At 33.6% G+C, this 25126-nt stretch carries 27 protein-coding genes; 20 read left to right on the top strand and 7 right to left on the bottom strand.

Going from position 1 to position 25126, the window contains the following annotated elements:
• The 6 genes from LF845_RS05795 to holA all read left to right on the top strand — a co-directional run bounded on the left by LF845_RS05795 (position 1) and on the right by holA (position 6305).
• Entirely contained in the window at positions 1-402 is a 402-nt protein-coding gene (locus LF845_RS05795) for an ExbD/TolR family protein (RefSeq protein ID WP_242820059.1), read from the top strand.
• Positions 399-1118 (top strand): hypothetical protein, encoded by a 720-nt coding sequence (locus LF845_RS05790; RefSeq protein ID WP_242820058.1) that lies wholly within the window; start codon positions 399-401, stop codon positions 1116-1118. The genes LF845_RS05795 and LF845_RS05790 overlap by 4 nt, the downstream gene beginning before the upstream one ends.
• The gene (locus LF845_RS05785) at positions 1118-2248 is read left to right on the top strand and encodes a class I SAM-dependent methyltransferase (RefSeq protein ID WP_242820057.1); all 1131 of its coding nucleotides are present in this window, start codon (positions 1118-1120) and stop codon (positions 2246-2248) included. Before LF845_RS05790 ends, LF845_RS05785 begins: the two co-directional genes overlap by 1 nt.
• Positions 2249-2384: 136 nt before the next feature.
• Positions 2385-4943, top strand: coding sequence for a leucine--tRNA ligase (gene leuS, locus LF845_RS05780; RefSeq protein WP_242820056.1), 2559 nt, complete (start codon positions 2385-2387; stop codon positions 4941-4943).
• A 2-nt stretch (positions 4944-4945) separates the two neighbouring features.
• Positions 4946-5434 carry a hypothetical protein gene (locus LF845_RS05775; protein ID WP_242820055.1) on the top strand — a complete coding sequence of 163 codons (489 nt, stop codon included), beginning with the start codon at positions 4946-4948 and terminating at the stop codon, positions 5432-5434.
• Positions 5415-6305 carry a DNA polymerase III subunit delta gene (holA, locus tag LF845_RS05770; protein WP_242820054.1) on the top strand — a complete coding sequence of 297 codons (891 nt, stop codon included), beginning with the start codon at positions 5415-5417 and terminating at the stop codon, positions 6303-6305. The genes LF845_RS05775 and holA overlap by 20 nt, the downstream gene beginning before the upstream one ends.
• Here the strand turns inward: holA and sfsA are convergent.
• Positions 6291-6977: a DNA/RNA nuclease SfsA gene (sfsA, locus tag LF845_RS05765; protein ID WP_242820053.1), complete on the bottom strand. Its 687-nt coding sequence runs from the start codon at positions 6975-6977 to the stop codon at positions 6291-6293. The genes holA and sfsA overlap by 15 nt on opposite strands.
• A gap of 133 nt (positions 6978-7110) precedes the next feature.
• On the opposite strand from sfsA, the gene LF845_RS05760 reads away from it, so the two are divergent.
• The 14 genes from LF845_RS05760 (at position 7111) to LF845_RS05695 (ending at position 18254) form a co-directional block, all read left to right on the top strand.
• Positions 7111-7794, top strand: a complete 684-nt coding sequence (locus tag LF845_RS05760; protein ID WP_242820052.1) for a lytic transglycosylase domain-containing protein — start codon at positions 7111-7113, stop codon at positions 7792-7794.
• Positions 7795-7805: 11 nt separating this feature from the next.
• Complete coding sequence (locus LF845_RS05755) at positions 7806-8450, top strand: lactate utilization protein (RefSeq protein ID WP_242820051.1); 645 nt, start codon at positions 7806-7808, stop codon at positions 8448-8450.
• A 170-nt stretch (positions 8451-8620) separates the two neighbouring features.
• Entirely contained in the window at positions 8621-10057 is a 1437-nt protein-coding gene (locus LF845_RS05750; protein ID WP_278252176.1) for an HD family phosphohydrolase, read from the top strand.
• A 13-nt stretch (positions 10058-10070) separates the two neighbouring features.
• Positions 10071-10424, top strand: a complete 354-nt coding sequence (locus tag LF845_RS05745) for a response regulator (protein ID WP_242820050.1) — start codon at positions 10071-10073, stop codon at positions 10422-10424.
• A complete protein-coding gene (locus LF845_RS05740) occupies positions 10417-11181 on the top strand; it encodes a biotin--[acetyl-CoA-carboxylase] ligase (protein WP_242820049.1) in 765 nt (254 codons plus the stop codon). The genes LF845_RS05745 and LF845_RS05740 overlap by 8 nt, the downstream gene beginning before the upstream one ends.
• The gene (locus tag LF845_RS05735) at positions 11165-11935 is read left to right on the top strand and encodes a type III pantothenate kinase (RefSeq protein ID WP_242820048.1); all 771 of its coding nucleotides are present in this window, start codon (positions 11165-11167) and stop codon (positions 11933-11935) included. Before LF845_RS05740 ends, LF845_RS05735 begins: the two co-directional genes overlap by 17 nt.
• On the top strand, positions 11919-12683 hold the full coding sequence (locus LF845_RS05730) for a tetratricopeptide repeat protein (RefSeq protein ID WP_242820047.1): 765 nt from the start codon (positions 11919-11921) through the stop codon (positions 12681-12683). Before LF845_RS05735 ends, LF845_RS05730 begins: the two co-directional genes overlap by 17 nt.
• Complete coding sequence (locus LF845_RS05725) at positions 12676-13539, top strand: helix-turn-helix domain-containing protein (protein WP_242820046.1); 864 nt, start codon at positions 12676-12678, stop codon at positions 13537-13539. The genes LF845_RS05730 and LF845_RS05725 overlap by 8 nt, the downstream gene beginning before the upstream one ends.
• A gap of 58 nt (positions 13540-13597) precedes the next feature.
• Complete coding sequence (locus LF845_RS05720; RefSeq protein ID WP_242820045.1) at positions 13598-14353, top strand: hypothetical protein; 756 nt, start codon at positions 13598-13600, stop codon at positions 14351-14353.
• Position 14354: 1 nt separating this feature from the next.
• Positions 14355-15539 (top strand): cysteine desulfurase family protein, encoded by a 1185-nt coding sequence (locus LF845_RS05715; RefSeq protein ID WP_242820044.1) that lies wholly within the window; start codon positions 14355-14357, stop codon positions 15537-15539.
• A 51-nt stretch (positions 15540-15590) separates the two neighbouring features.
• Positions 15591-16031 carry a Fe-S cluster assembly scaffold protein NifU gene (nifU, locus tag LF845_RS05710; RefSeq protein ID WP_242820043.1) on the top strand — a complete coding sequence of 147 codons (441 nt, stop codon included), beginning with the start codon at positions 15591-15593 and terminating at the stop codon, positions 16029-16031.
• A gap of 15 nt (positions 16032-16046) precedes the next feature.
• Complete coding sequence (locus tag LF845_RS05705) at positions 16047-16268, top strand: NifU family protein (protein ID WP_341352897.1); 222 nt, start codon at positions 16047-16049, stop codon at positions 16266-16268.
• Between the two features lie 48 nt (positions 16269-16316).
• Positions 16317-17603, top strand: coding sequence for a TrkH family potassium uptake protein (locus LF845_RS05700; protein ID WP_242820041.1), 1287 nt, complete (start codon positions 16317-16319; stop codon positions 17601-17603).
• A gap of 3 nt (positions 17604-17606) precedes the next feature.
• The gene (locus LF845_RS05695) at positions 17607-18254 is read left to right on the top strand and encodes a potassium channel family protein (protein ID WP_242820040.1); all 648 of its coding nucleotides are present in this window, start codon (positions 17607-17609) and stop codon (positions 18252-18254) included.
• Positions 18255-18268: 14 nt separating this feature from the next.
• Here the strand turns inward: LF845_RS05695 and LF845_RS05690 are convergent, their stop codons facing one another.
• From LF845_RS05690 to dxs, 6 genes are read right to left on the bottom strand one after another with little or no spacing between them, the layout of a single operon-like run.
• Positions 18269-19396 (bottom strand): M23 family metallopeptidase, encoded by a 1128-nt coding sequence (locus LF845_RS05690; protein ID WP_242820039.1) that lies wholly within the window; start codon positions 19394-19396, stop codon positions 18269-18271.
• Between the two features lies 1 nt (position 19397).
• Positions 19398-20000, bottom strand: a complete 603-nt coding sequence (locus LF845_RS05685; protein ID WP_242820038.1) for a DedA family protein — start codon at positions 19998-20000, stop codon at positions 19398-19400.
• A complete protein-coding gene (gene recN, locus LF845_RS05680) occupies positions 19993-21636 on the bottom strand; it encodes a DNA repair protein RecN (protein ID WP_242820037.1) in 1644 nt (547 codons plus the stop codon). The genes LF845_RS05685 and recN overlap by 8 nt, the downstream gene beginning before the upstream one ends.
• Positions 21629-22489 (bottom strand): NAD(+)/NADH kinase, encoded by an 861-nt coding sequence (locus tag LF845_RS05675; RefSeq protein ID WP_242820036.1) that lies wholly within the window; start codon positions 22487-22489, stop codon positions 21629-21631. Before LF845_RS05675 ends, recN begins: the two co-directional genes overlap by 8 nt.
• Entirely contained in the window at positions 22464-23267 is an 804-nt protein-coding gene (locus tag LF845_RS05670; RefSeq protein ID WP_242820035.1) for a TlyA family RNA methyltransferase, read from the bottom strand. The genes LF845_RS05675 and LF845_RS05670 overlap by 26 nt, the downstream gene beginning before the upstream one ends.
• Positions 23260-25116, bottom strand: a complete 1857-nt coding sequence (dxs, locus tag LF845_RS05665; RefSeq protein ID WP_242820034.1) for a 1-deoxy-D-xylulose-5-phosphate synthase — start codon at positions 25114-25116, stop codon at positions 23260-23262. The genes LF845_RS05670 and dxs overlap by 8 nt, the downstream gene beginning before the upstream one ends.
• Positions 25117-25126: the final 10 nt, after the last annotated feature.

The following is a 25126-nucleotide window of genomic DNA, read 5'->3' as shown; positions in this document are numbered from 1 at the left end:
ATGAAGTTTAAGGAAAGTTCCAAAGATAAAGGGCTTGAGATAAACCTTACCCCTCTTATAGATGTTGTATTTTTGCTTTTAATTTTCTTTATGGTGTCGACTACATTTGTCTACACAAACTCATTAAAGGTAAATCTTCCTAAAGCTAAAGGGGAATCGGTTGAGACTCAAAAGAATGTAAATGTTTCGGTTACAAAAGCAGGTGCGCTGCTTATAAACGGTAAAGAGGTATCAAAAATTGCCTTTAAGAGTAAAATAAAAAATCTTTACAGTGAAAACCCTAATGCCACTATTATTATTCAGGCGGATAAGGATAGCAAACACGGTGATGTGGTTTTTGTTATGGATGAGAGTAAAAAAGCGGGTTTTGACAGGTTTGCAATTGCAGCTGAGGAAGAATGATAGGAAGCCGAGGCTTTTTTTTAATATTTTTGACTGTATCTTTGATATTCCATATGGCATTGCTTTACGTGCTACCATCTTTTAATATAGATATTTCAGCCAATATTGAAAAAATCATTGATGTTGAGTTTGTTAAGACTCCAAAAGTAAAAACAGAAAATATTAAAAACAAGGAAACTAAGCCGAAAGAGATGTCAGCTTACGACTTAGCCAGTAAAATATTAAATGAAAGTTTTGATAATCAGAAAACTCTCCCCCCTGATGTGAAGCTTCCGGAGTTTGATTCAAAAGAAAAGATAAATCTTGACAGAAAAGAAGAAAATATTGCCTCGCCTGCTTATAAGCCTGAAAATACTAATATTGATGTTTCTTCCGAATTAGAAAATAAAACGGGGGTCAGCAGCACTGAGATTGCAGCGGAAACCAACGAAAGTAACAGTGATTTTTTCAAGATTGAATCAAGCTCGGTAAGGGTAAGAAAACCTATATTTATCCCAAGTATGCCCGATTATTCACTTGAAAATGATACGGAAGTAAAAATACAATTTTATGTTGACTTTAAAGGGAATCCGTTAAAGATTACCTTTTTAACTGCTACGGACAGTTATATAGAAAAGCTGTCAACAGATTTTGTTTCAAGGCTTAAATTTGAGCCGGCAGGCTCTCAGGGGCAGCTTGACAAGGCTGTAATTACACTATTTTTTAAGGTGAAATAATGGATTTGAATATTCGTGAAATTGTAAGTGATAAGATTAAAAAAAATGGAAAGATGACTTTTAGAGAATTTATGGATATAGCCCTTTATTACCCTGGGTTAGGATACTACCAGAAAGAGAATCCCTTTGGGCAACAGGGAAGTTTTTATACGTCTGTGGATGCTTCAGAATCATTTGGGAAAAGCATTGCTAAAGGGATTTTTAAATCTATTTCACAGTTAAATCTTGAGCCAAATCTTTGTGAGATGGGTGCAGGCAGTGGTCTTCTTGCTAACGATATTTTAAATTATTTCAAAGAGAGTGAGCCGAATTTTTATGAGAATATGACTTATACCATAATTGAGAAAAGTGACTATTTGATAAACTTTCAACGAGAAAACCTCAAAGAGCATTTGGATAAACTGCAGTGGAAATCATTTAAAGAGTTAAATAATTTTAATGGTGTATTTTTCTCAAATGAGTTGGTTGATGCGTTCCCCGTGCATAGGATTATAAGTATAGGCGGTGAAATAAAAGAGCTTTATGTGATTGAACATGAAGGCAAATTTACATTTTATCCTGACAACTTATCAACTGCTGAATTAAGTGAATATTTGGATACCTTAAATATCAGATTAATAGACAAACAGATTGCCGATATTAACCTTGACAGTGTAGTTTGGATAAAGGATGTGGGGAATAAAATTAATAAGGGATTGGTAATAACTATTGATTATGGTTTTATGGCTGAGCAGTTATATGCACCTTTTAGAATGGATGGAACGGTTACTTGCTATTTCAAACATACTCAAAATAATGATTTTTTTGAAAGGATAGGATTTCAGGATATTACCGCATTTGTAGATTTTTCTGCATTAAAATATTACGGTGAAAAGTCAGGTTTAGATTTTGTTAATTTTTTCCCGCAATGGACTTTTTTGATTGCAAGTGGAATCATGGATGAATTTGACAATAAAAATATGACTGACCTGCAAAGGGCATCTCTTAAATCTTTAATTATGCCTGAAGGGGGGTTTGGAACAAACTTTAACGTTCTTATCCAATCAAAAGGGGTTATTTGTAAAAGTGATTTTTTGTATAAAAAAACTTCTTTTCAGCTTTTAAGTGAGCTGACTGAGAGATTGAGCTAAAGATTTTAAAAGTTGTATTCCGGTATTTATTCTCTTACAGCCATAAAAAAGGTGTGGATAAAAAATTTCTTGGTTGAAGTTTGATTTTTTTCTTAGTAATATCTTAGTTTGACAATATATAATTTGGAGGATTTTTATGTATTACGATGCATCAAAAATTGAGAATAAATGGCAGAAAAAGTGGGAGGAAAATAAGGTATTTAAAGTATCTTACGATAAAAGCAAACCAAAATACTATTGTCTTGAGATGTTTCCTTACCCGTCAGGGAAGATTCATATGGGGCATGTAAGAAACTATGCAATCGGTGATGTGGTCGCAAGGTTCAAGAAGATGAATGGATTTAATGTACTTCATCCGATGGGTTGGGATGCATTTGGCCTACCGGCAGAAAATGCTGCGATTAAAAATAAAATTCATCCTGCCAAATGGACATATTCAAACATAGATTATATGAGGGCACAACTAAAGCAGTTGGGGCTTTCGTATGACTGGGACAGAGAGCTTGCTACATGTGATCCTGAATACTACAAATGGGAGCAGCTTGTATTTTTAAAAATGTTTGAAAAAGGGCTTATTTATAGAAAAAAATCCACCGTCAACTGGTGCGAGGATTGCAATACTGTTTTAGCAAACGAGCAGGTAGAGGATGGAAGATGCTGGAGATGTTCAAGTAATGTAACAATGAAGGAGATAAACGGCTGGTTTTTCAAAATTACCGATTACGCTGAAGAGTTATTGGAATATACTTACAAACTTACTGATTGGCCTGAAAAAGTTTTGACAATGCAGAGAAACTGGATAGGCAAATCATACGGTGCAGAAATAGATTTTGAGGTAAAAGATTTTGAACAGAAAATTACCGTTTTTACTACAAGACCGGATACTTTATATGGTGCTACTTTTATGCTTTTAGCTCCTGAACATGAGATGGCTAAAGAACTTATAAAAGGGACTGAATATGAAGAGGAAGGGCTGAAATTTATAAACAGTATTCTTAAAGATGACAAAATCAGCAGGGCAGCTGACAATAAGGAGAAAAAAGGATTTTTTACCGGAAGATATGTATACAATCCTTTGACTAAAAAAGAGATTCCTGTGTATATCGCAAATTATATATTGATGGATTACGGGACTGGTGCTGTTATGGCAGTGCCGGCACACGATCAGAGGGACTTTGAATTTGCAAGAAAATATAACCTTGATATTGTGGTGGTGATAAATCCTGAAGGGGAAAGTTTAAATCCTGCCGATATGCAAGAGGCTTACACCGGCCCTGGAGTGATGATTAATTCCGGTAAATTTGACGGGATTACAAACGAAGAAGCAAAAAGTAAAATTACGGAATTTCTTGAAGAGGAAAATATAGGTAAGAAAACAGTTAATTACAGACTTAGGGATTGGGGGATATCAAGACAGCGTTATTGGGGAGCACCTATCCCCGTAATTCACTGTAAAAAATGTGGTATTGTCCCTGTGCCTGAATCTGACTTACCTGTAAGACTCCCTTTGGATGTTGAATTTACAGGGAGTGGCAATCCTCTTGAAACATCTTCCGAGTTCAAACATGTTAAGTGTCCACTATGTGGAATTGATGCGGAAAGGGAAACTGATACTATGGATACATTTGTGGAGTCTTCATGGTACTTTTTAAGATATTGCTCTCCAAAATGCGATACCGATATATTTGACAAGACTGAGGCTGAGTATTGGATGAATGTTGACCAATATATAGGTGGCGTAGAGCATGCCGTTATGCACCTTTTATATGCGAGGTTTTATACGAAGGTGCTAAGAGATTTGGGTTTTGTTAATATCGATGAGCCTTTTGAAAGACTCCTTACTCAAGGTATGGTCTGCAAAGAAACTTATTCTTGCAAAAAAGACGGATGGCTATTCCCTGAAGAGGTCGAAGACGGAAAATGTAAGCTTTGCGGTGGGGAAGTTGCTATAGGCAGAGTTGAAAAGATGAGTAAGTCTAAGAAAAATGTTGTTGACCCGGATGCATTAATCAAGAAATATGGGGCAGATACAGCAAGACTTTTCAGTTTATTTGCAGCACCACCTGAAAAAGACCTTGAGTGGAGTGAGCAGGGGGTTGAAGGCTGCTTTAGATTTTTAAACAGAGTGTTTAGGCTGTTTTCAAATAATTTAGAATTGATTAGGCAAGATATTAATGCGGCAGATGATGGAAGCAAATTAGCAAAAGAGATTTTATATCATATGAATGTAACAATAAAAAAAGTAACAAGTGACATTGAAAAGTTTCAGCTTAATACTGCTGTTGCTGCTATTATGGAGTTGACAAACAATCTTTATTTAATTGAGCCAAAACTGTCAACCAATTATGAAAAGATGTTGTTTAGAGAATGTTTGTTAAGTATGGTGAAACTTTTGACTCCATTTACACCTCATATGTGTGAGGAGTTATGGCAGCTTGTAGGCAAGTCAGGATTTGTTTCGCAAGAAAGCTGGCCTGCATATGAAGAAAAGTATACTGTTAAGGATGAAGTTACTCTTGCAATACAGGTAAATGGTAAGGTAAGGGCTGAAATAACGCTTCCTCGGGACGTGGATAAAGATACAGCAATTAGTGCTGCTAAAGGCAATGAAAAAATCATGGGTTATCTCGAAGGGAAGACTATAGTCAAAGAGATATATGTACCTCAAAAACTTATAAGCCTTGTGATTAAATAGATATGAAAAAGTTATTAATACTATTGGCTATTTTTGTCAGCGCCTGCGGATACAGATTTGCAGGCGTTGATTTTGCATCAGGAGAGGCAAAGTATAAATTTTATGTATCTGAGATTAAAAATAGCTATTTTGAGTCCGATTATCTGTCTTTATTAAGTGACGAAGTAAACGATTTTTTCAGCAAGTATGGTATGCTGGCTGAGCAAAATAAGGCTGATTATATTATTAAGTTTGACCTCATTAGCGCCAAAACTGAGTCGAGTATTACTTCCGTATCAAATCAGGCCGTAGCTTCGGATATAAATATAAAGATAAAAATTTATGTATCTGACCAAAATTCTAGGGTAGTATATGAAAAAGTTAAATCTAAAAGTGAGAGTTTTAATCTGACGGAGAATATTTCTGGCAATATTCAAAATAGGGATGATGCATTTAGAAAAGGTGTAAAAAATCTATTGTTAGACTTTAAATATGAATTTGAAAAAAGATAAAATATTAATTATTGGAAGTGACAGTTTTCATGATGAGCAGGTCGAAAAGGTATTTGAGAGGTTTGCTGACCTTGAAATAGATAAAAAAGTCTATTACGGCGATGAATTTGATTATGAGGATTTTGTTTTTTTTATATCATCACTCCCCCTTTTTAGTGATTTAAAAGTTGCTTTAGTAAAAAAAACAGAAAAACTAAAAAAAGTTGAAGACATATTAAGTACGGTTTCTAAATCTGAGTCTGTTATAATTTTTTTGTCTGGCGAAGAGAAAGCGGCTGCTGATTTTAAAAAATGTGAAAACATTAAAATTATCAATGAGCCGAAAAAGAATAAGTATTCAGACTTGAATTTAATATCTGATATGTTTTCGGAAATCGGTATTAAGCTCAGCAAATTGGCTGCAGAAGAAATTTATGAAATGTGTGGCAAAGACTTCGGGATTGTAAAAAATGAAGTTGAAAAATTAAAAATTTATTATGCATATAAAAAACCGGAAGGTGAAAATGAAATTTTAGAGAAGATAAGTTATGCAAAAAGTGAAAATGTATTTGACTTTATAGATAGTTTTTTTGATAAAAATAAACATAAGTGTATGAAAATTCTTGAGGGTATGACAAAAAATAATGAGAATCTTGCCCCGCTTTTTTACATGCTTTCAAAAAGGCTGATGCAGATTGCAGTGTATAAGATTAATCCGGCTTTGATTAATGAAAGACAATTTATTATGGAGAAGATTAAAAAAAATGCTGCAAACTGGAGCATTCTTGAGCTTTCCAAATGCTCAGACCTTTTTGTAAAGATAGATTATGGCTCAAAAGTAGGCATGGCTGATATCGACAATGATATTATTACCCTTTTAGGGTTGATTTAGTTTTTCCAAATAGCATAAGCTTTTTTCAGGCTTAAAAATATTTTTGTACACGATTACATTGATTATTTCCTTTAGTTCTTTCAATTTGTTACAATAATCTTTATCAATAAAATCTGCACACTTGAACTTGTCATTTGGTGATTGTATTACATAAAGCATATAAGGTATAAATCCGTCTGTAATTGATTCAGACAATGTATTTAAATGCTTCAGGCCTCTTGTTGTAGTAGCATCTGGAAAATATGCAAAGTCATTATCAAACATAGTAACATTTTTTACTTCTATAAGTGCATTTTTACCATTTTTAAGTTTTACCATAAAATCAATTCTGCTATCTTTGTACTTAAATTCCCGCTTAACAGAATGAAAACCGCTAAATTCTGATATTTCATTGTCATATATTGCAGCTTCTACAATTTTATTGACAGCTATAGTGTTTGTGTAAAACCAATGATTTTTTACCTTGATCCCTTCCATTGTATATTTTAATTTTCTTTTTTGGTTATCAGATATGCTGAAAGCAACCAAACTATCCCTTTCTAAAATGGTCTTCATAGAGCCGGTGTTTGGATTATGAAGGGTAATAACTTCATCACCAAATAAAATATCTACAAAGAATCTTTTATACCTTTTTAGAAACTTTCCAAAATAAAGTTCTTTTAACTTCAACATGTTATGCTCACTTAGCAAATAATTGCTTGCTTTTTTTTAAAAGTAGTATATTTTTTCACAAAAATCAAATTCAACTATTTGGGGTGTTTCCCCTTTCATATAAATCTGAATATTGCGCTTTGAGGTGTTTTTAGTGAAGAAAACTTTTAAAATGTATGTTAATGTAGTATTTATATTAAGCGTATCAATAGCTTTATTTTCAATGGCATTTAATTTTTATCTTGTTAGAAAAGTAAACAGTTACGTAACTTATTCTGAAAGTTTAAATAAAAAATACTCAAAGCTTCAAAATGAGCTTGAGAGTACTTTAAAATTATTAAATTTTTATCTTGATGTGCAAAGGATAAGTGAGTTAATTGAGCAGTTTGATACACAATATAGTAAGTATACAATTACAGATATAGCTTATTCTATTGTTGAGGAATCTGCAAAGAATAATCTTGACCCTTATCTTATGCTTGCAATCATAAAGACTGAAAGCTCATTTAATTATAAGTCGGTTTCAAGGAAGGGTGCCATAGGCCTTATGCAACTGCTGCCTGATACGGCATATTATATATCTGAAAAAGTTGATGATTTATTTGTAGAGAATAAGAAAGAGATATTTGACCCTGTCACAAATATCAGACTTGGAATAAATTATTACAATTATCTTTTATCCAAATTTAACGGAAATGAGGAAGTGGCTATAGCTGCTTATAATTTGGGACCAAGAAATATTTACAAATATTTAGGCAGAGGGAGACGAATCCCAAAATTTTATTACTACAAAGTTATGCAAAACTATGCAGAGTTGACTGCTCAAATTAAATCTTAGGTAGGGGCGATATGGAGATTGTTAAAAAGTGGTTTAACGAGCGAACAGCTTCTTTAACAATTGAAAATCTTGAAAAGAATGGATTTAAGGCATCTTATTTTGAAAAATCTGAAACTGCCCTTAAATACATCGAGTCTATTGCCCAAGATTTCAACAGAATCGGTTTTGGCGGTTCTATGACTGTACTGCACGATTTAAAACTTGATGAGCTGCTTAAGGCAAAAGGGAAAGAGATATTAAATCACAATATTGGCTCACTTTCACCCGAAGAAAAGCTGGAAATTCGAAAAAGACAGCTTACTTGTGACCTTTTTATTACATCAACAAATGCCCTCACAAAAGATGGAAAGCTAATAAATACTGATGGGGTAGGGAACAGAGTTGCAGCAATGATTTTTGGGCCTAAAAAAACATTGGTACTTGCAGGCGTTAATAAAATTGTTAAAGATGTAAATGCAGGATTAAGCAGAATAAAAGAAATCGCTTCACCTATGAACACAAAAAGGCTGAATGTGAATACTCCTTGTGCAGTGACCGGAGTTTGTTCAGACTGTAACAGTCCGCAGAGAATTTGCAGAGTTACAACAATAATTGAAAAGAAGCCCAATTTTAGTGATATAGAGATTATTATCATTGGCGAAAATCTTGGTTATTGAGAGTTCAATGTTCTATGTTCTACGTTTTAGGTTCAAAGTTCTGACTTCAAGGTGCAACGTTTTGAATTTGATCTAAGTCTTTTTTTACGTTTTTTAATTAAAACTTTTTATTTTTATCGCAATCTTTAAATCTACCTGTTATAATATGTGAAAATGCTAAAGGGCTTTGGATGAATAACGACAAGATAATTAAGATTGTGCAGTCTTTGGTTAGTATAAGAGATTTAGATGCATTGATGGAAAATACTTTAATGCTGCTTAGAGATTTGGTTATTTGTGATGCCGGCAGCATTTTTATATATAACAGCGAGGATGATTCACTTGTTTTTAAATATATTCAAAATGATTCTATCGATGTGAGCTACAAGGAATTTAGTATACCTCTGGATGAAAAGAGTATTGCAAGCTATTCAGGCCTCATGAAGGAGGTTGTTCATGTTGAAGACGTTTACTATATTGACACAAATAAACCATACAAGTTTAATGTAGATTTTGATAAAATGTCGGGATATCGCACCAAATCTGTACTATCAATCCCCCTGTTAAATATTAATAAGGATTTGATAGGTGTACTGCAACTTATTAACAGGAAGGTTGAAAAAGTAAAATTAACCTCTTCTAATGTAGACGATGTTATTATCCCTTTTAGTGCTGAAGATATAAGTATTTTATATTCTTTAAGCGGCATTGTAGCGGTAGCTCTTGAAAACAGCATACTGTATGGGGATATAGAAAGGATGTGGGACGGATTTATTACCGCAAGCATTCAAGCAATAGAAGCAAGAGACCCTGTGACAAGAGGACATACAGACAGGGTGACAAAAATTACAATGAAAATTGCCGAAGAGATGGATAAGGATGATGTCAGTTTCCCTGATTTTAAGATGACTCCTGACGATGTGACACTTTTGAGATATTCTTGTTTACTCCATGATTTTGGGAAAATAGGTGTTAGGGAATATGTGTTAAATAAGCCAAAGAAACTTTTTCCTGATAAGCTTGAGGCTATCAAATATAAGTTTTTATATGCTATGTGTGTTGCTAAATCTACTTCTGAAGATGCATATAATAAGCTTGTTAGTTATTATGAGAGTGTACTGAAGGCTAATGAACCTACCGTCTTGGATTCAGATATAGGCAATGATTTAAAAGAGTGTGCAAACTATGCTTTTAAAGGGATAAATGGAGAGGAAATCAAATTGCTTGAAGATGCAGAGTACAGCTGTTTATCTGTCAAGAGGGGGACTCTTACTGAAGAGGAAAGGAAAGAGATTGAATCTCACGTTTATCATACATATGACTATTTAAATAAAATACCTTGGACGCAAAAATTGAAAGATGTTCCTAAAATTGCCTGTATGCACCATGAAAAAATCGATGGCACCGGCTATCCGTTTGGGTTGAAAGGGGAAGAAATACATATTTATGGTAGAATTATGGCTGTGGCAGATATTTTTGACGCCTTGACAGCAAAGGATAGACCTTATAAAAAGGCTGTTTCTGTGGATGTTGCTTTGAAAATAATTCAGGAAGAAGCAGAAAATAATAAGCTTGACAAAGATATTGTAAGATTTTTTATAGATAAACAAATATACAATCATATTTAGGTTAGGAGGAATTGTGATTACTGTGCTTATTGTTGATGATGACAGTAACATAAGGCTGTTGCTGAGGGATGAATTTTGTGAGTTAGGTTTTAATACGATTACAGCTGTTGATGGCGAAGAAGCTCTTATAAGCTTTAGTGAGGAGAATATAGATTTGGTAATTCTTGATATAAGAATGCCAAAAGTTGATGGCAAAAAAGTCCTTGAAGAAATAAAAAAGGTTGATGTAGATGTTCCTGTAATATTGTATACAGCAAATCCTTATGATATAGATGATTATAAAAAGTATAAAAATGTAGAGCTTGTTATCAAAGGAGCTGATTTGACAGAGCTGAAGAATACAGTAAAAAAATACGTTAATGTTTGATAAAAATCTTTATTTTGCAACTTTAAATACACAAAAACTTGGGAGAAATTTTCTCTATTTCCAAAGTATTGACTCCACCAATACCTATGCAATTGAAAATAAACTGCCTTATGGGAGTATTGTGTTTGCTGATATGCAAATAAAAGGGAAGGGGAGAAGTAACCGCAAGTGGAGTAGTATCAGTGACCAAAATATTTATTTTTCATGTGTGTTAGGGGATATAAAGCCTGAAAATCTTCTGCAGCTAAACATCATTATCGGCTATGCCGTATGCGATGTGCTGAGGAAATATGCTGATTGTTACTTAAAATGGCCAAATGATATTATGGTTAATAACAAAAAGGCCGGTGGAATACTTATTGAAACAAAATTTAGCGGTAATCATCTTGAAAAAGTAATATTTGGCATAGGTATCAATGTAAATAACACTCATTTTGAAGATGTGTTGAAAGATATAGCTACCTCGCTAAAGATTGTTTCCGGCAAAGATTTATCACGAGAAATATTGCTTGCTGAGCTTGTGAATGAGTTGGAAATAAAAATAGAGCAACTTAAAAATAATTTTATAGACTTAAAAAAATTGTGGGCTTTTTATTCATGTTGTTTGAACAAAGAGATATCAGTGACAGTGGATAATAAAAAAAATATATTTATTGAAAAGGGAATAAATGATTATGGTGGCTTGATTGTATCAGATAAATCTGGTATAGAAAGGGTATTATACAGCGGAGATATCGGTTATGATTTTTGCAGTTGATATTGGTAATACTAATATTGTGATTGGTGTATTTGAAGGTGAAGAGTTGGTTTCTAATTTCAGGTTGGCAACTGATGTATTAAGGACAACAGATGAGTATGCTGCAACTGTTCTTTTACTTTTAAACGGACAGGGGATAGACAGTAAAAAGATAGATAGTGTTGTGATTTCAAGTGTTGTTCCACAGCTGATATATACTTTTTCTAAATTATCGAGAAAGTATTTTGATTTGGAGCCTCTTGTAATTGGACCTGGTGTAAAGACGGGCCTTAAAATAAAACTTGAAAATCCTAAAGAGGTTGGTGCTGATAGGGTTGTAAACGCTGTGGCCGCAATAGAGCAATATGGCACCCCAGTGATTGTAGTGGACTTTGGTACGGCAACTACCTTTGACGTGGTAAATGAACGTTCCGAATATCTCGGTGGAATCATATACCCAGGGATAAAACTTTCAGCAAGTATATTGAGAAGCAAAACAGCCAAATTACCTGAAGTAGAGATAGAAAAGTGCAGCAGAGTTGTTGGTAACAGCACTATCAATTCTATTAAGTCTGGAATATATTTTGGCTACTTGTCTGTAGTGGATGGTATCATTGAAAGGGTAATTGATGAGCAATTTAAAGGAAAGCATGTCAATATAGTTGCAACCGGGGGATTAGGAAGTATTTTTATAGATGACTCAAAATACTTAAAAATATACGAACCTAATTTAACATTAAACGGGTTGAGGTTAATTTATGAAAAAAATATTTAGTTTATTTGTTGTGATTTTATTGATAGGTTGTGCATCAAAATCTCCTAATTCCAGTGTAAGTGATGAGGTTATTGCCGAATTTCACTTTAAGATGGGGCTTGCATATCTAAATACTGATAAGGATTATCTGGCTGTGGGTGAGTTTGAAAAGGCATTGGCTATCGACCCTAAAAATGATAGAATTTATTATGCTTTATCTACATTTTATATAAAAAGAAATCGTATTGCCGATGCAAAGCACAATATTCAAAAGGCGTTAGAGCTTAATCCGAAGGAATCTGAGTATATAAATACATATGCCTCAATATTGGCTTCAGAAGGGAAACTTGAAGAGGCTATTAAGCAATGGAAGATTGTATTAAACGACCCTGGTTACCCTTCAGCGTCCCTTGTAAATTACAATATAGGTCTTGCGCTATTTAATCTGAAAAGATACGAAGAGGCAGCACAATATCTGGAAGTAACCGTAAAGACAAATCCAAAGGTAGTGGCGCCAACCTTATTGCTTTACAGAAGCTATCTGTTTTCAGGCAAGATTGATGATGCTGAAAGGACTCTTTTGACTTCTATTATGATAAATCCTGATTATTTGGACCTTAAACTTGAAGCTGGAAAATTTTATTATGACAATGGAAAATACCAGGAAGCAGCTAAATATTTTTCAGAAGTAATTGATGCCAAGAATAATACCAAATTTGCAGATGAAGCAAAGTCTTACTTGATGAAGATGGGTATATACAATGAGTAAAGTCTCTGAAATTTTAAAACAAGAAAGGGAAAAACAGGGTCTTAACTTAGAAGATATTTCTAAAAAGACAAAAATAAGCACAAATTTTCTAAATTTGATTGAAAGTGGGGAGATAGAAAAGCTCCCTTCATATGCCCATGCTTTTGGATTTATCAGAAATTATGCATCTTTTCTGAAATTAAATGTTGAAGAGATTGAGAATATTTTTAAGGAAGAGTTTTCAAAGGAAGACTTTGGAAAGAAAAAGGCGGGTATTGTTGAATCTGAACAAAGCAATACTTCTAACAGCAGCAGTAATTTTTACAAGGTGTTTTTTATAGCTATTGGTGTGATCATTGTAATCTCACTGATAATTTTTTTATTATATAAAAAAGATTCGACAAAAGAGGTAATAAACAAAACGGATAACGTTATGCAGGAGCGTATTGTAACAGATAATATCAGTAAAGACAATAAGAGTTTGGATAATAGTAGTGCCGCAAGTATTGACAATGTCTCAGCAAATACAAAAAGTAATGAGGTTAAAATAGACCCTGAAATAATTGCCAAGGAAGTGTTTAAAAAAGAGCAGGATAAAGAAAAGAAGGCCAGTAAAATTGTAAGCTTATTATTTAATGATATATGTTGGATTCATTTAAAAGCAGACAATAAGACTGACTATGACTTTATAGCAGAAAAAGATTTGGTTAAGAATATAGGTTTTGATAATTCATTTAAGCTTGATATTGGAAATGCTGCGGCAGTGACAATAAAATATAAAGATCAGGTTATTCAAGGGCTTGGTGATTATAGGCAACCACTGAAAAATCTATATTTTTATGTTAATGATAATGACACCCTTGTTTTTGAAAAATAATCATTGATTTTTTTGTCTTAATTGTATATTTTCTAAAAAAGACTAAAAAGGTATTAAAATGAAAAATATTGGTGTGTTTAGTAAAGATAATTTTTTGTTTAAAGAGTTAGAAGAGTTTACATCTGACAGTAATTTTATCCTTGAGCTAATAGCAGATGAGGAAGAGATTAAGGATGTTACAGCGTATGATGTGTTTATAGTTTTAAGTGATTTTAACGAAAAACTGGTGAATTTTATCAAAAATTATAATGGAACAGTTTTAGACCTGACTGGGGTTGTAAAAAATTACTATAACAATACAGAAGATATAGTCGAGCCGAGTGTTTATCTTTTGGAAAAGTACTTTGGTGATTCTTTGGATGTGATAAAAGGGAATATATATTATCCTACCTGTATATTTGGTAAGGCAGGGATAGATGATTTGGTAAATCAGACTAAGGATATATTTACTTTTGGTAATACCGAGCCAAAAATACTCAAAAGCTCTATCCCTTTTAATGCAATTTTAGGAATGGGGTTTGGGCAGAATGGATTGAAAGAGTATATTTCAAGGTTTAGTGATACAATAATATCTAACTTTGATTTGAGACTTTTACCTTTTTCCACATATATGATTATTGATATTTTTAAGCCTTTCAATGTGGAAATTTATAGCGACTATTTGGAAGAGGAGATTGCTCTTTCAGGTATATTGCATGACAGGACTCACAAAATTTATCTTATGGATGATGAAAGGGCTACAGTAGTGGCTGATTACTTAAAATTGATATCTGAGCAAATTACAGAAAAAATAAAATTTAATATAGGAGAATAAGATGATTTATCTTGATAATGTGGCAGGGACTAAGCCGGATGAGCGTGTAGTTGAAAAGATGATTCCGTTTCTAAAAGAAAAATACGGGAATCCGAGCGCACATTTTTACCCGTTGGGTAGGGAAGCTTTTGAAGCGGTAAACGAAGCAAGGGAGCATGTAGCAAATCTTATAGATGCTACACCTGATGAAATAGTGTTTACTTCGTGTGGCACAGAATCAAACAATATGGCCATAAAGGGTTTGGCATTAAATGATAATTATAAAGATAAAAAACATATAATTATAAGTGAGATAGAACACTTCTCAGTTCAAAATACCTGTATAAAGCTTTTAAATGAGGGCTATAAAATCACAAAGCTTAAGGTTGATAACAATGGGCAGATAAATCTTGATGATTTGAAAAAGTCAATTACGGATGATACGCTTTTAGTATCCATTATGTCTGCTAACCCTGAAATAGGGACGATTCAAGATTCGGCTGCAATCGGTCAGATTTGTAAGGAGAAAGGGGTTATTTATCATGTAGATGCGGTTGCTTCTGTCGGTCATCAAAAAGTAAGCGTAAAGGATTTTAATTGTGATCTGCTTTCACTTGCGGGACAAAACTTTTACGGACCACGAGGTACTGGTGCACTTTACGTAAATAAAGAAGTAAAACTAACCCCATTGTTTGATGGTGGCTTTCAGGAAAACGGATATAGAAGTGGCTCAGAAAATGTGGCAGGTATTGTAGGTTTGGGAGAGGCCGCGAGAATAGCTAAAGATGAGATGGATACATATATCCCAAAAATGCAAGCTCTTGGGAAAAAGTTAATGGCATCCCTTGAAGGTATGTTTGACTTTTTGCATATTACTGGGGACAAATCAAAAAGATTGCCAGGTCATGTAAGTTTTTGGATAGAATATATTGAAGGGGAATCTCTGTTGTTGTGGTATTCTTTGAATAATATCTACGGTGCAAGCGGTTCTGCGTGCTCTTCAAATATTTTGGCTGAGGATGAAGACGATTTGGCTGCTTCCCATGTATTAACCGCAGTGGGTGTGCCAAATGATATTTGTGCAGGCTCAATGACTTTTTCTATGTCAAAATATATTACTGAAGAAGATATAGATAAGGTAATAGAGGTGACACCTACCATTGTTACAAGATTGTGTGAAATGTCACCTTATTATAATAAAAAGTAATTTACATATTTTAAAATATGGTTTAGAAAATTAGACTCACAGGAGGAAAAGATGGCAAAAGGACCATACAGTGACAAAGTAATGGAACATTTTATGAATCCAAGAAATATGGGTGAGATTAATGACGCTAACGGAGTAGGTGAAGTTGGAAACCCTGCTTGCGGAGACGTCATGAAACTTTACCTAAAGATTAGCGATGATGGAATAGTTGAAGATGTAAAGTTCAAAACATTTGGCTGCGGAGCTGCAATTGCATCAAGCTCTATGGCAACTGAGCTTTTGAAAGGCAAGACAGTTGAGCAGATTCTTGAACTGACAAATAATGCTATAGTTGAGGCGTTAGATGGATTGCCACCAGCTAAAATTCACTGTTCTGTTATGGCTGAAGAGGCGATAGAGGCGGCTTTGAAAGACTATTATGTTAGAGTTGGTAAAGACCCTAAAATTGTAGATGAAATGAAAGCTAAAATAAAGGATAAAGTTAAACATTAGGAGGAATAGATGACTTTGAAAGAAAGAGTAGAAGAAGTTTTAAAACAAGTAAGACCTACACTTCAAGCTGATGGTGGGGACGTAGAGCTTATTGGTGTAACAGATGATGGTGTTGTTAAAGTTCAGCTAACAGGAGCTTGCGGAAGCTGCCCATTTAGTACAATGACTTTAAAACACGGTATAGAAATGAGACTTAAAGATGCTATCCCTGAAGTTAAAGAGGTAGTTTCTTTCTAATTGACAAAAAAATATTATTGGCCGGTAACGTTACCGGCCTTTTAATTTATGAAGAAATTTTTCAGAAATCCTCTAAATTTATTTGTTATAACATTTGGCTTATTGATAATTATTGGTTCACTCTTACTAAGTATTCCTGGAATAAACTATAGAAGTAATTTTACATATATAGATGCATTGTTTACAGCTACTTCAGCTGTTTGCGTTACAGGCCTTACTACTTTTCCCGTTTCAAGTTTCAGCTTTTGGGGGCAGATTATAATTCTACTTCTTATAGAGCTTGGCGGGATAGGGATAATGACTTTGACTACATTTATTGTGTTGTTTTTACGGGGTGAGCTTGATTTAAAGGGGAGAATATCGGTTGCAAAGATTAGCGGCACTCTTTCCATTGCAGAAACGGACAATATTATTGTTTTTATCATTGGTTATATGATTACGATAGAGGTTATTGGCAGTATTTTATTGTTTTTTGGATTTTATATGGAGAATATAAATTTATCCGATTCGTTCTATTATTCAATATTTTACTCAATATCAGCGTTTTGTAATGCCGGTTTTTCTATTTTTGATGAAAGTCTGGTCAATCAGTCTGCTTACATTAAAGTTGTAATAGCGATATTGATTATTCTTGGTGGGATAGGGTTTTATGTGGTTTTTGATGTTATGAGATTTTTTAGATTAAAAAATAGATTAAAAAGTCATACAAAAATAGTAATTATAACTACATTCTTTTTGATAATTTCTGGGATGTTAATACTGTATGCAGTTGAGGCCGGAAAAGTTACAATCGTTGATGCTTTTTTTCAGTCCATAACAGCAAGAACTGCGGGGTTTAACTCTGTTGATATTGCGGGACTCCATAATGTAAGTATTTTTGTTATTTTCATATTAATGGTGGTTGGTGCTTCACCCGGCTCAACCGGTGGCGGTATCAAGACTACGACTTTCTTTGTAATAGTATTATCTGTTTTAAATACCTTAAAAGGTAGTGATAGGCTTGTTGTATTTAAAAGGGAGATACCTTATCAGAATATTTTAAGGGCACATGCGATATTTTTTCTTTATATATTGTTTATTTCTGTAGGTACGACTATATTGTTACTTTATGATGATTTTGGATTTATCAATACATTTTTTGAGGTTGCTTCTGCTGTGGGTACGGTAGGATTATCTTTGGGAATTACATCAAAGCTTGACGGTATTGGCAAGTCTTTGTTGATATTCTTAATGTTTGCAGGAAGGGTCGGACCTTCCATTTTATTTATGTTACTTTTAAATAAAGATAAAAAAACACATTTAAAATATCCTGAAGAAAAGATTATTTTGGGGTGAAAAATGAAAAAAGATGTTGCTGTATTTGGTTTGGGCTATTTTGGGTATTCGGTTGCCAGAGAATGTTATAAATACGGACACTCAGTATTAGCTGTAGATAAAAATAAAATGATTGTTGAGCAGATTAAGGATGATGTTACGGAAGCCGTTTGTGCTAATGTAGCTGATGAAGACACTTTAAAAGAGCTGGCAATAAATAAATTTGATGTAGTTGTCCTTTCCATGAGTAACAGCTTTGAAAGTCAGATTCTGACCCTTGCTTTTCTGAAGAGACTTGAAGCAAAATATGTTATTTGTAAAGCAAATACAAAAATACAAGAAGAAATACTTTACAAAATGGGTGCAGACCAAGTAATCTTACCTGAGAGAGAGATAGCTAAAAAAGTAGCTACTAAGATCAATTTTGAAAATTTCTTTGAAATGCTTGATTTGGAAGGTGAGCTAAAAATCGTAAATATTAAGGCTAATAAAAATTTAATTGGTAAGTCATTAAAAGAGCTTGATTTGAGAAGAAAGTATGATCTTAATATCCTTGCGATTAAAAGAGCTAACGACAAGTTAAAACTTACCGTTAATCCGGATTACGTAATAAATGAAAATGATGAATTGATTATAGTCGGTGTAGAAGAAAATATTCTTAAGCTGATGTGATAAATCAAATTTTACTATTTCAGCATTTTAAACTTAGCCAGTCTGTAATATGTCCTATCGAGCATACTTGCATATGATGCAGTGGCTTTTGTAAAGGCTTCTATTTTTTCCTTTGGCAGCGATTTTGATGGCGATTTAAATGCAAGCGGGTTCAAATATGTGCCATTTTTTATAATTCTATAATCTACGTGAGGTCCGGTAGCATACCCTGATGTGCCGATATAGCCTATCACTTCCCCTTGTTTTACATAGCTGCCAATATGTTGCCCTTGTTTAAATTTGGAAAAATGCATATACATTGTTTCGTAGCCATTGTTATGCTTTAGCTTGACATAGTATCCGTTCCCTTTTTTATATTCTCTTGCAATAATTTTTCCATCGGCAGTTGCATGAACGGGGGTGCCGTAAGGTGCTGCATAGTCAACTCCATAGTGAGCTCTAACTTCATTTAAAACAGGGTGCAACCTTCTTGATGTAAAACCTGATGATATTCTGCCAAACTTTATAGGTGCCTTTAAAAAACCTTTTCTTAATGACTTTCCATCTGGTGAGAAATATCCTGCTGTTTTTTCATCTTCGTAATAAAGAGCCCTTATTAGTCTTCCTTGATTTACAAAATCGGCTGCAAGAATTTTTCCATAGCCTATGAATTTTCCTCTGCAAAAATTTTTTTCTACCAATATCTTGAATTTATCCCCTTGTCTTATATCCTTGAAAAAATCTATTTCCCATTCGTAAATATTAGCAAGCATGATGGCGAGTATATCATCTTCACCAGTTGCCCTGACAGCTTCAAAGAGGGAGCTGTCAATACTGTTTTCTACTACTGTTTTTAGCTTAAATATTGGGAATTGTTCAAGTTTTATTTCCAACTTATTATTATTCTTATAGATGACAAATTCTTTATCTATTGCATATTTTAGTCTTACGATATCTTTATCAAACATAAATGTCTGACCTGACTGAAGTGTAAATTCAGAAGACAATTCTTTAAGCCTTTTGTCAATCGTAATTATTTCTGAATAATCAAAATTATTACTTAAAATATTTACTAATGTATCACCATTTTTAACAGTGTATGTAGTTGCAAACAGATTAAATGCTATGAGAGTTAAAGTTAGAATGAAATATATTTTTTTCATATCAAGCCTTTTTCTTTTTTTTGTTTATATAGATATATAGCATAATTATTATAATTATAAAAGGGATAATTATTATTGTTATAATGTGAAGCTTTTCTCTAATAAGTTCAATATTGTTCCCGATGAAATAACCAACGTAAGCGAGAATTACGACCCATATACCTGCTCCAAGAGCCGTGTAAAATATAAATTTGGTTAGGTTCATTTTCGCAAGACCGGCAGGAAATGAGATATATTGCCTTACTCCGGGAATAAGCCTGCCTACAAAAGTCGATATTTCTCCATGAGTTATAAAAAAACTTTCAATTTTTTTAAATTTTTCTTCGTTGATAAAAAAATATTTCCCATAGGTTATAAGTAGATTTCTTCCATACTTGTAAGCAATGTAGTAATTTACAAAGGCACCTAATATACTGCCTAAAATTCCGCTTAAGATTACTAAAAAAATATTCATTTCCCCTTGAGAGGCGAGATAGCCGGCCGGAGGGACTACTACTTCACTTGGAAAAGGGAAAAAAGAGCTTTCAAGTGCCATCAAAAGCACAATTCCAATATATCCCATTCCACCTATGGAAGCTACAATAAAGGCAACTATTTTATCCATTTATCAACTCTTCAGCTTGTTTTATAGACATTTCCGTAACACTACCGGAAATCATTGCTGCCAAAATCTCTTTTTGAGCGTGTCCATCCAAAGTACTAACTACTGTCTTGGTAGTATTATCATCATGTATCTTTGAAATATGGAAATGCCTATCAGCCATCGCGGCTACTACTGGCAGGTGAGTTATAACAATTAATTGTTTGTAATTAGAGATATTTTTTAATTTTTCCGCAACTTTTTTTGCCGTTTTACCGCTAATTCCGGTATCTATTTCGTCAAAAATTAGAGTTGATACATTGTCAGATTCGGCAAATACATCTTTTATCGCCAGCATTACTCTTGATATTTCTCCACCAGAGGCAATTTTAGACAACCCAGCTGGTTCAAAGCCGGCATTTGTTGAGATTAAGAACTCACCTTCAGCAAAAGCATTATCATCAACTTTATCAAGAATTTTAAGATTGAAGTCAAATACTGTGTTTTTCAGTTCGAGTTCGTTTAAAATCTTTTCAATTTTTTCACATATGACCTTAGCTGCACTTTTTCTTTCTTTATTAATAACTTCACCTTGATTTAAAAGAGTATTTTTTAATTCGGTTAGTTTTTTTTCAATTTTTTGAACTTCATCTTCATTTACTTCTATGTTATCAAGCTGACGTTTAAGTTTGGTTTTATAATCAAGTATTTGGTCAAGTTCAAGATTGTATTTTTTCTTTAGGTTGTCTAATCTATATTTTCTTGCATTTAGCTCATTTAAAATATTAGGGTCAAATTCATCAACTTGTATATATTCATACAATTCTGAAGCAATTTCATCTAAATTATAAAGTACTGAGTTAAGTCTGTTTTCTGTATCTTTTAACTTTTCGAGATAACGGCAGGTATAAGAAATATTCTTTAGTGCATCTGAAATAAGTGAATAGGCATTGATTTCTCCATCTTTCAGATTATTTAACGCAGCTGATAAGTTTTCATTTATCTTCTCAATATTTGTCATATAATTTAATTTGTCTTCAAGCTCCAAGTCATCAGGTAGCCTTATATTTAACTCTTCTATCTCTTTGATTTGAAATTCCAAGAAGTCTTTATTTTTTAACAAATCTGATATTTCAGATTTTAATGTTTCATACTTTCTTTTCAAATGAATATATTCAGAGAACTTATCTTTGTATATCTTAAGATTATCCGACTTAATATATTTATCTATATATTTTAAGTGATTTTTTGGATTTAGTAATTTTTGGTTTTCATGCTGTCCATGAATATCTACAAGCTCAGAGATGATATCTTTGAGTTGATTCAAGGTAGCAATATTTCCATTAATACTAATCTTATTCTTTCCTGAAGGATCAATAATCCTTTTGACAATAATTTCACTTTCTATGTCAAACTCAGCTTTAATTTCATCATCAAGAAAATCAAACTTATTTTCGAATACAGCTTCGATTTTTACAGGTAAGCTTTCATCTCTTATGAGAGTTTTGTTAAATCTGTCCCCTAAAAGCAATTTTATTGCACCAATAAGCACAGATTTTCCCGCTCCTGTTTCCCCTGTGATAATATTTAAACCTTTTTCAAATTCAATAAATACGTCTTCAATTACTCCTAAATTTCTAACAGATAGTGCTTTAAGCATTAGGCCTTCCCCAACCAAGCTTTTCTTTTAGAAGTGTAAAATAATTATGGTGTTTTGTTACAATAAGGTTTGCAAATGAATTTGATTTTTCCACATAAACTTCTTCGCCTGACTCCATCTTTTTCCCTTCCTGACCATCACATGTTATAAATACTTTATCATAAAGGTCTTTCACTTTTAATTTCAGCTTACTTGTATCATGAAGGACTATAGGTCTGTGGCTGAGAGCATGCGGGCAAATAGGTGTTACTATAATTGAATTTAGAGTAGGGTATACGATTGGACCTCCCGCTGCAAGGGTATAAGCCGTTGAGCCTGTAGGTGTGGAAATAATTATACCGTCAGCTCTATAGGTGTTCATAAAAAGGTTATCAACGGTTACATCAATATCAATTATTCTGGCGAGAGCACCTTTATTAATTACCAAATCATTAATTACCTGCGCTTTGAATGTGGTATTATATTTGTTTTTTACTAAGACATCCAGCTTCATCCTTTTTTCAATCATGTAATTTCCTGAAAAAACCTCTTGTAAGGTTGACGTGGCATCTTCTATTTTTGTGTCGGTTAAAAAACCGAGCCTACCCAAATTTATACCCAAGACAGGTGTACTTTTTTCTTGTAGTAACCTTATAGCAGAGATTAAAGTGCCGTCACCGCCTAATACTATTACCAAATCTGCACTATCCCTGATTTCATTTTCACTGTGATAATTATCTACACACAAAGCTTCAGCTGCCCTTTTTTCAAGTAATATACGTTTATTTTTACTCATTAAAAAATTAATTATTTTTTCAGTAATATCTTTTATGTTTGGAGTATGCGGTTTAGCCACAATGGCAATATTCTTCATAAACTACTTTCCTTATTTCGTTTTCTGCAATTTCCTTCTCACTTTTAGAATTATACTTTAAATATAAAAGGTATTCAATATTTCCTTTAGGACCTTTTATTGAAGATTTTACAAGACCTTTGGTGTATAGGCCATATTCTTTTGCAAAATCTATAATCTTGTTAATTACTTGCACATGTACTTCTTTATCCCTTACCACCCCGTTTTTACCTACAAATTTTGCCCCCGCTTCAAATTGAGGTTTTATTAAAAGGCAAGCTTCAGTTTTCTCATGACAGAATTGAATAATCGATGGGATAATGTTTGTAAGGGAAATAAAAGATACGTCTGAGACTATTATATCTGCTTTTTCGTTAATCGCGTCAAAAGTGATGTATCTGAAATTTGTTTTTTCAAGATTGATTACTCTTTCATCTTTGAGGAGTTTTTCATGCAATTGATTTTTCCCCACATCCACCGAGTAAACTTTAATAGCACCGTTTTGTAGACACAAGTCTGTAAATCCGCCGGTTGATGCCCCTATATCAATTACAATTTTACCTTTAAAATTTAAATTAAAATACTTAAGAGCGGTTTCTAATTTTAGTCCGCCACGACTGACATATTTTAATGTCTCTTTCAAGGTTATGTTGCATGTTTCATCAATTTGGGAGCCTGGCTTATCTATTACATTATTATCTACCAACACAAGCCCTGCCATAATTAATCTCTGTGCTTTTTCCCTTGATTCTGCCAAGCCTCTTTCTGTTAGAAGTTTGTCAAGTCTGGTTTTAGGCATGTTCCAAAATGAGCTCTACAACGGATTCACTATCAAGTTTGAGCTGTTTTTTTAATATACTGACATCTCCATGTTCAACAAAACTATCGGGTAACCCCAATTTTATGACTTTCGCACAGATATTATTTTCCATAACGAGCGAGCATATTTCTTCACCAACCCCGCCTTTGATACTGTTATCTTCCAGGGTTACAATTAGTTTTTTATCTTTTATTGCATCAGTTAATACTTTTTTATTTAATGGTTTTAAAAACCTTAAATTTATAAGGGAAATATCAACACCTTTTTCTTTTAGTAATTTTTTTGCTTTAAAGCCTTCAGAGAAAGTATGTCCAGCAGTAATTAATGCAATTTCTCCTGTATTTGTTACAATTTCAGGCAAGCCAAGCTCAACTTCAGCATCAATATAGCCGTCTATATCTTCAGCGCTGCCTCGTGGATATCTTATGGCAACGGGAGAGTTTATATTTTCAGAAAGCTCTAACATCTTTTCAAGCTCAAAAAGGTTTTTCGGTAGCATAATGGTTATATTTGGGACGCATCTCAGATATGAAATATCAAAACTCCCGTGATGTGTAGGCCCGTCAGCTCCCACAAGCCCCGCTCTATCTATGCAAAATACTACAGGAAGGTTTTGCAGAGCTACATCGTGGATAATCTGATCATAAGCTCTTTGTAAAAATGTAGAATATATCGCAACGTAAGGCTTAAGTCCGTTAATTGCAAGACCTGCCGCAAATGTTACAGCGTGTTGCTCTGCTATTCCCACATCAAAAAATCTGTCGGGGAATACTTCAGCAAATTTTTTAAGCCCTGTACCATCTGCCATAGCAGCTGTAATTGCAACAATCTTATTATTTTTAAGCGCCATGTCTACCAGTTTGTCACCAAATACATTTGTAAAAGTTTTTTTTGCCCCAAATTTTATAGGTTTTCCATCATCCTTATTAAATGATGATACTCCGTGATATATGTCTGGGTTTTCTTCTGCTGGCTTGTAACCTTTCCCTTTTTTGGTTGATACGTGTATTAAAACAGGACCATCTTGCTTTTTAGCATTATTAAGTGCAGAAACTATATCTTTTATGTTGTGTCCATCAATGGGACCTATGTATCTAAGTCCTAACTCTTCAAATATGGCTCCGGGAGTGAAAAATCCTATAAGCCCTTCTTCCATTTTTTTTGCAACGTGAAGAAGCTGCCCTCCAAGTGGTGCATTTTCAAGAAGCTTTTGAACATCTTTTCTAAACTTTGTATAGATATCTCCTGATAAAATCTTTGATAAATGTCTTGAAAAAGCTCCGACATTTGGGCTAATCGACATTTCATTGTCATTGAGGATTACTATCATATTTTTGTCAAGCTGGCCAAGGTTGTTAAGCCCTTCAAAAGCAAGCCCTGCTGTCATGGCACCATCGCCTATTACAGCAACTACACGCTGCCCCTTTCCCAACAGGTCTGAAGCAGTTTTAATCCCAAGACCTGCAGAGATAGATGTACTTGTGTGGCCTACGCCAAAAGTATCATAAATACTCTCTGAAGGTTTGATAAAGCCACTTATCCCTTTATAAGTCCTTAAAGTGTGAAACCTATCTTTTCTGTCAGTTAGTATTTTGTAGGCATAAGATTGATGCCCCACATCCCAGACTATTCTGTCAAAGTCAGGTTTGAATACTTTTAAAAGTGCAATGGTTAATTCCACCACACCAAGGCTTGGAGCAAGATGCCCCCCATTTTTGGAAACTACATCTATAATTAGCTCTCTTACATCCTTGGCTAACTCTTTTAATTCGTCATACCCTAAAGCTTGAATCCCGTCCGGCAGTTTTATATTGTCTATTATCCCCATCCAACCCCTC

The organism is Deferrivibrio essentukiensis (assembly GCF_020480685.1).
In the GTDB taxonomy this organism is placed as follows: domain Bacteria; phylum Chrysiogenota; class Deferribacteres; order Deferribacterales; family Deferrivibrionaceae; genus Deferrivibrio; species Deferrivibrio essentukiensis.
The sequence above is the reverse complement of the archived record's forward strand: the minus strand, read 5'-3'. Positions and strand labels throughout refer to the sequence as shown.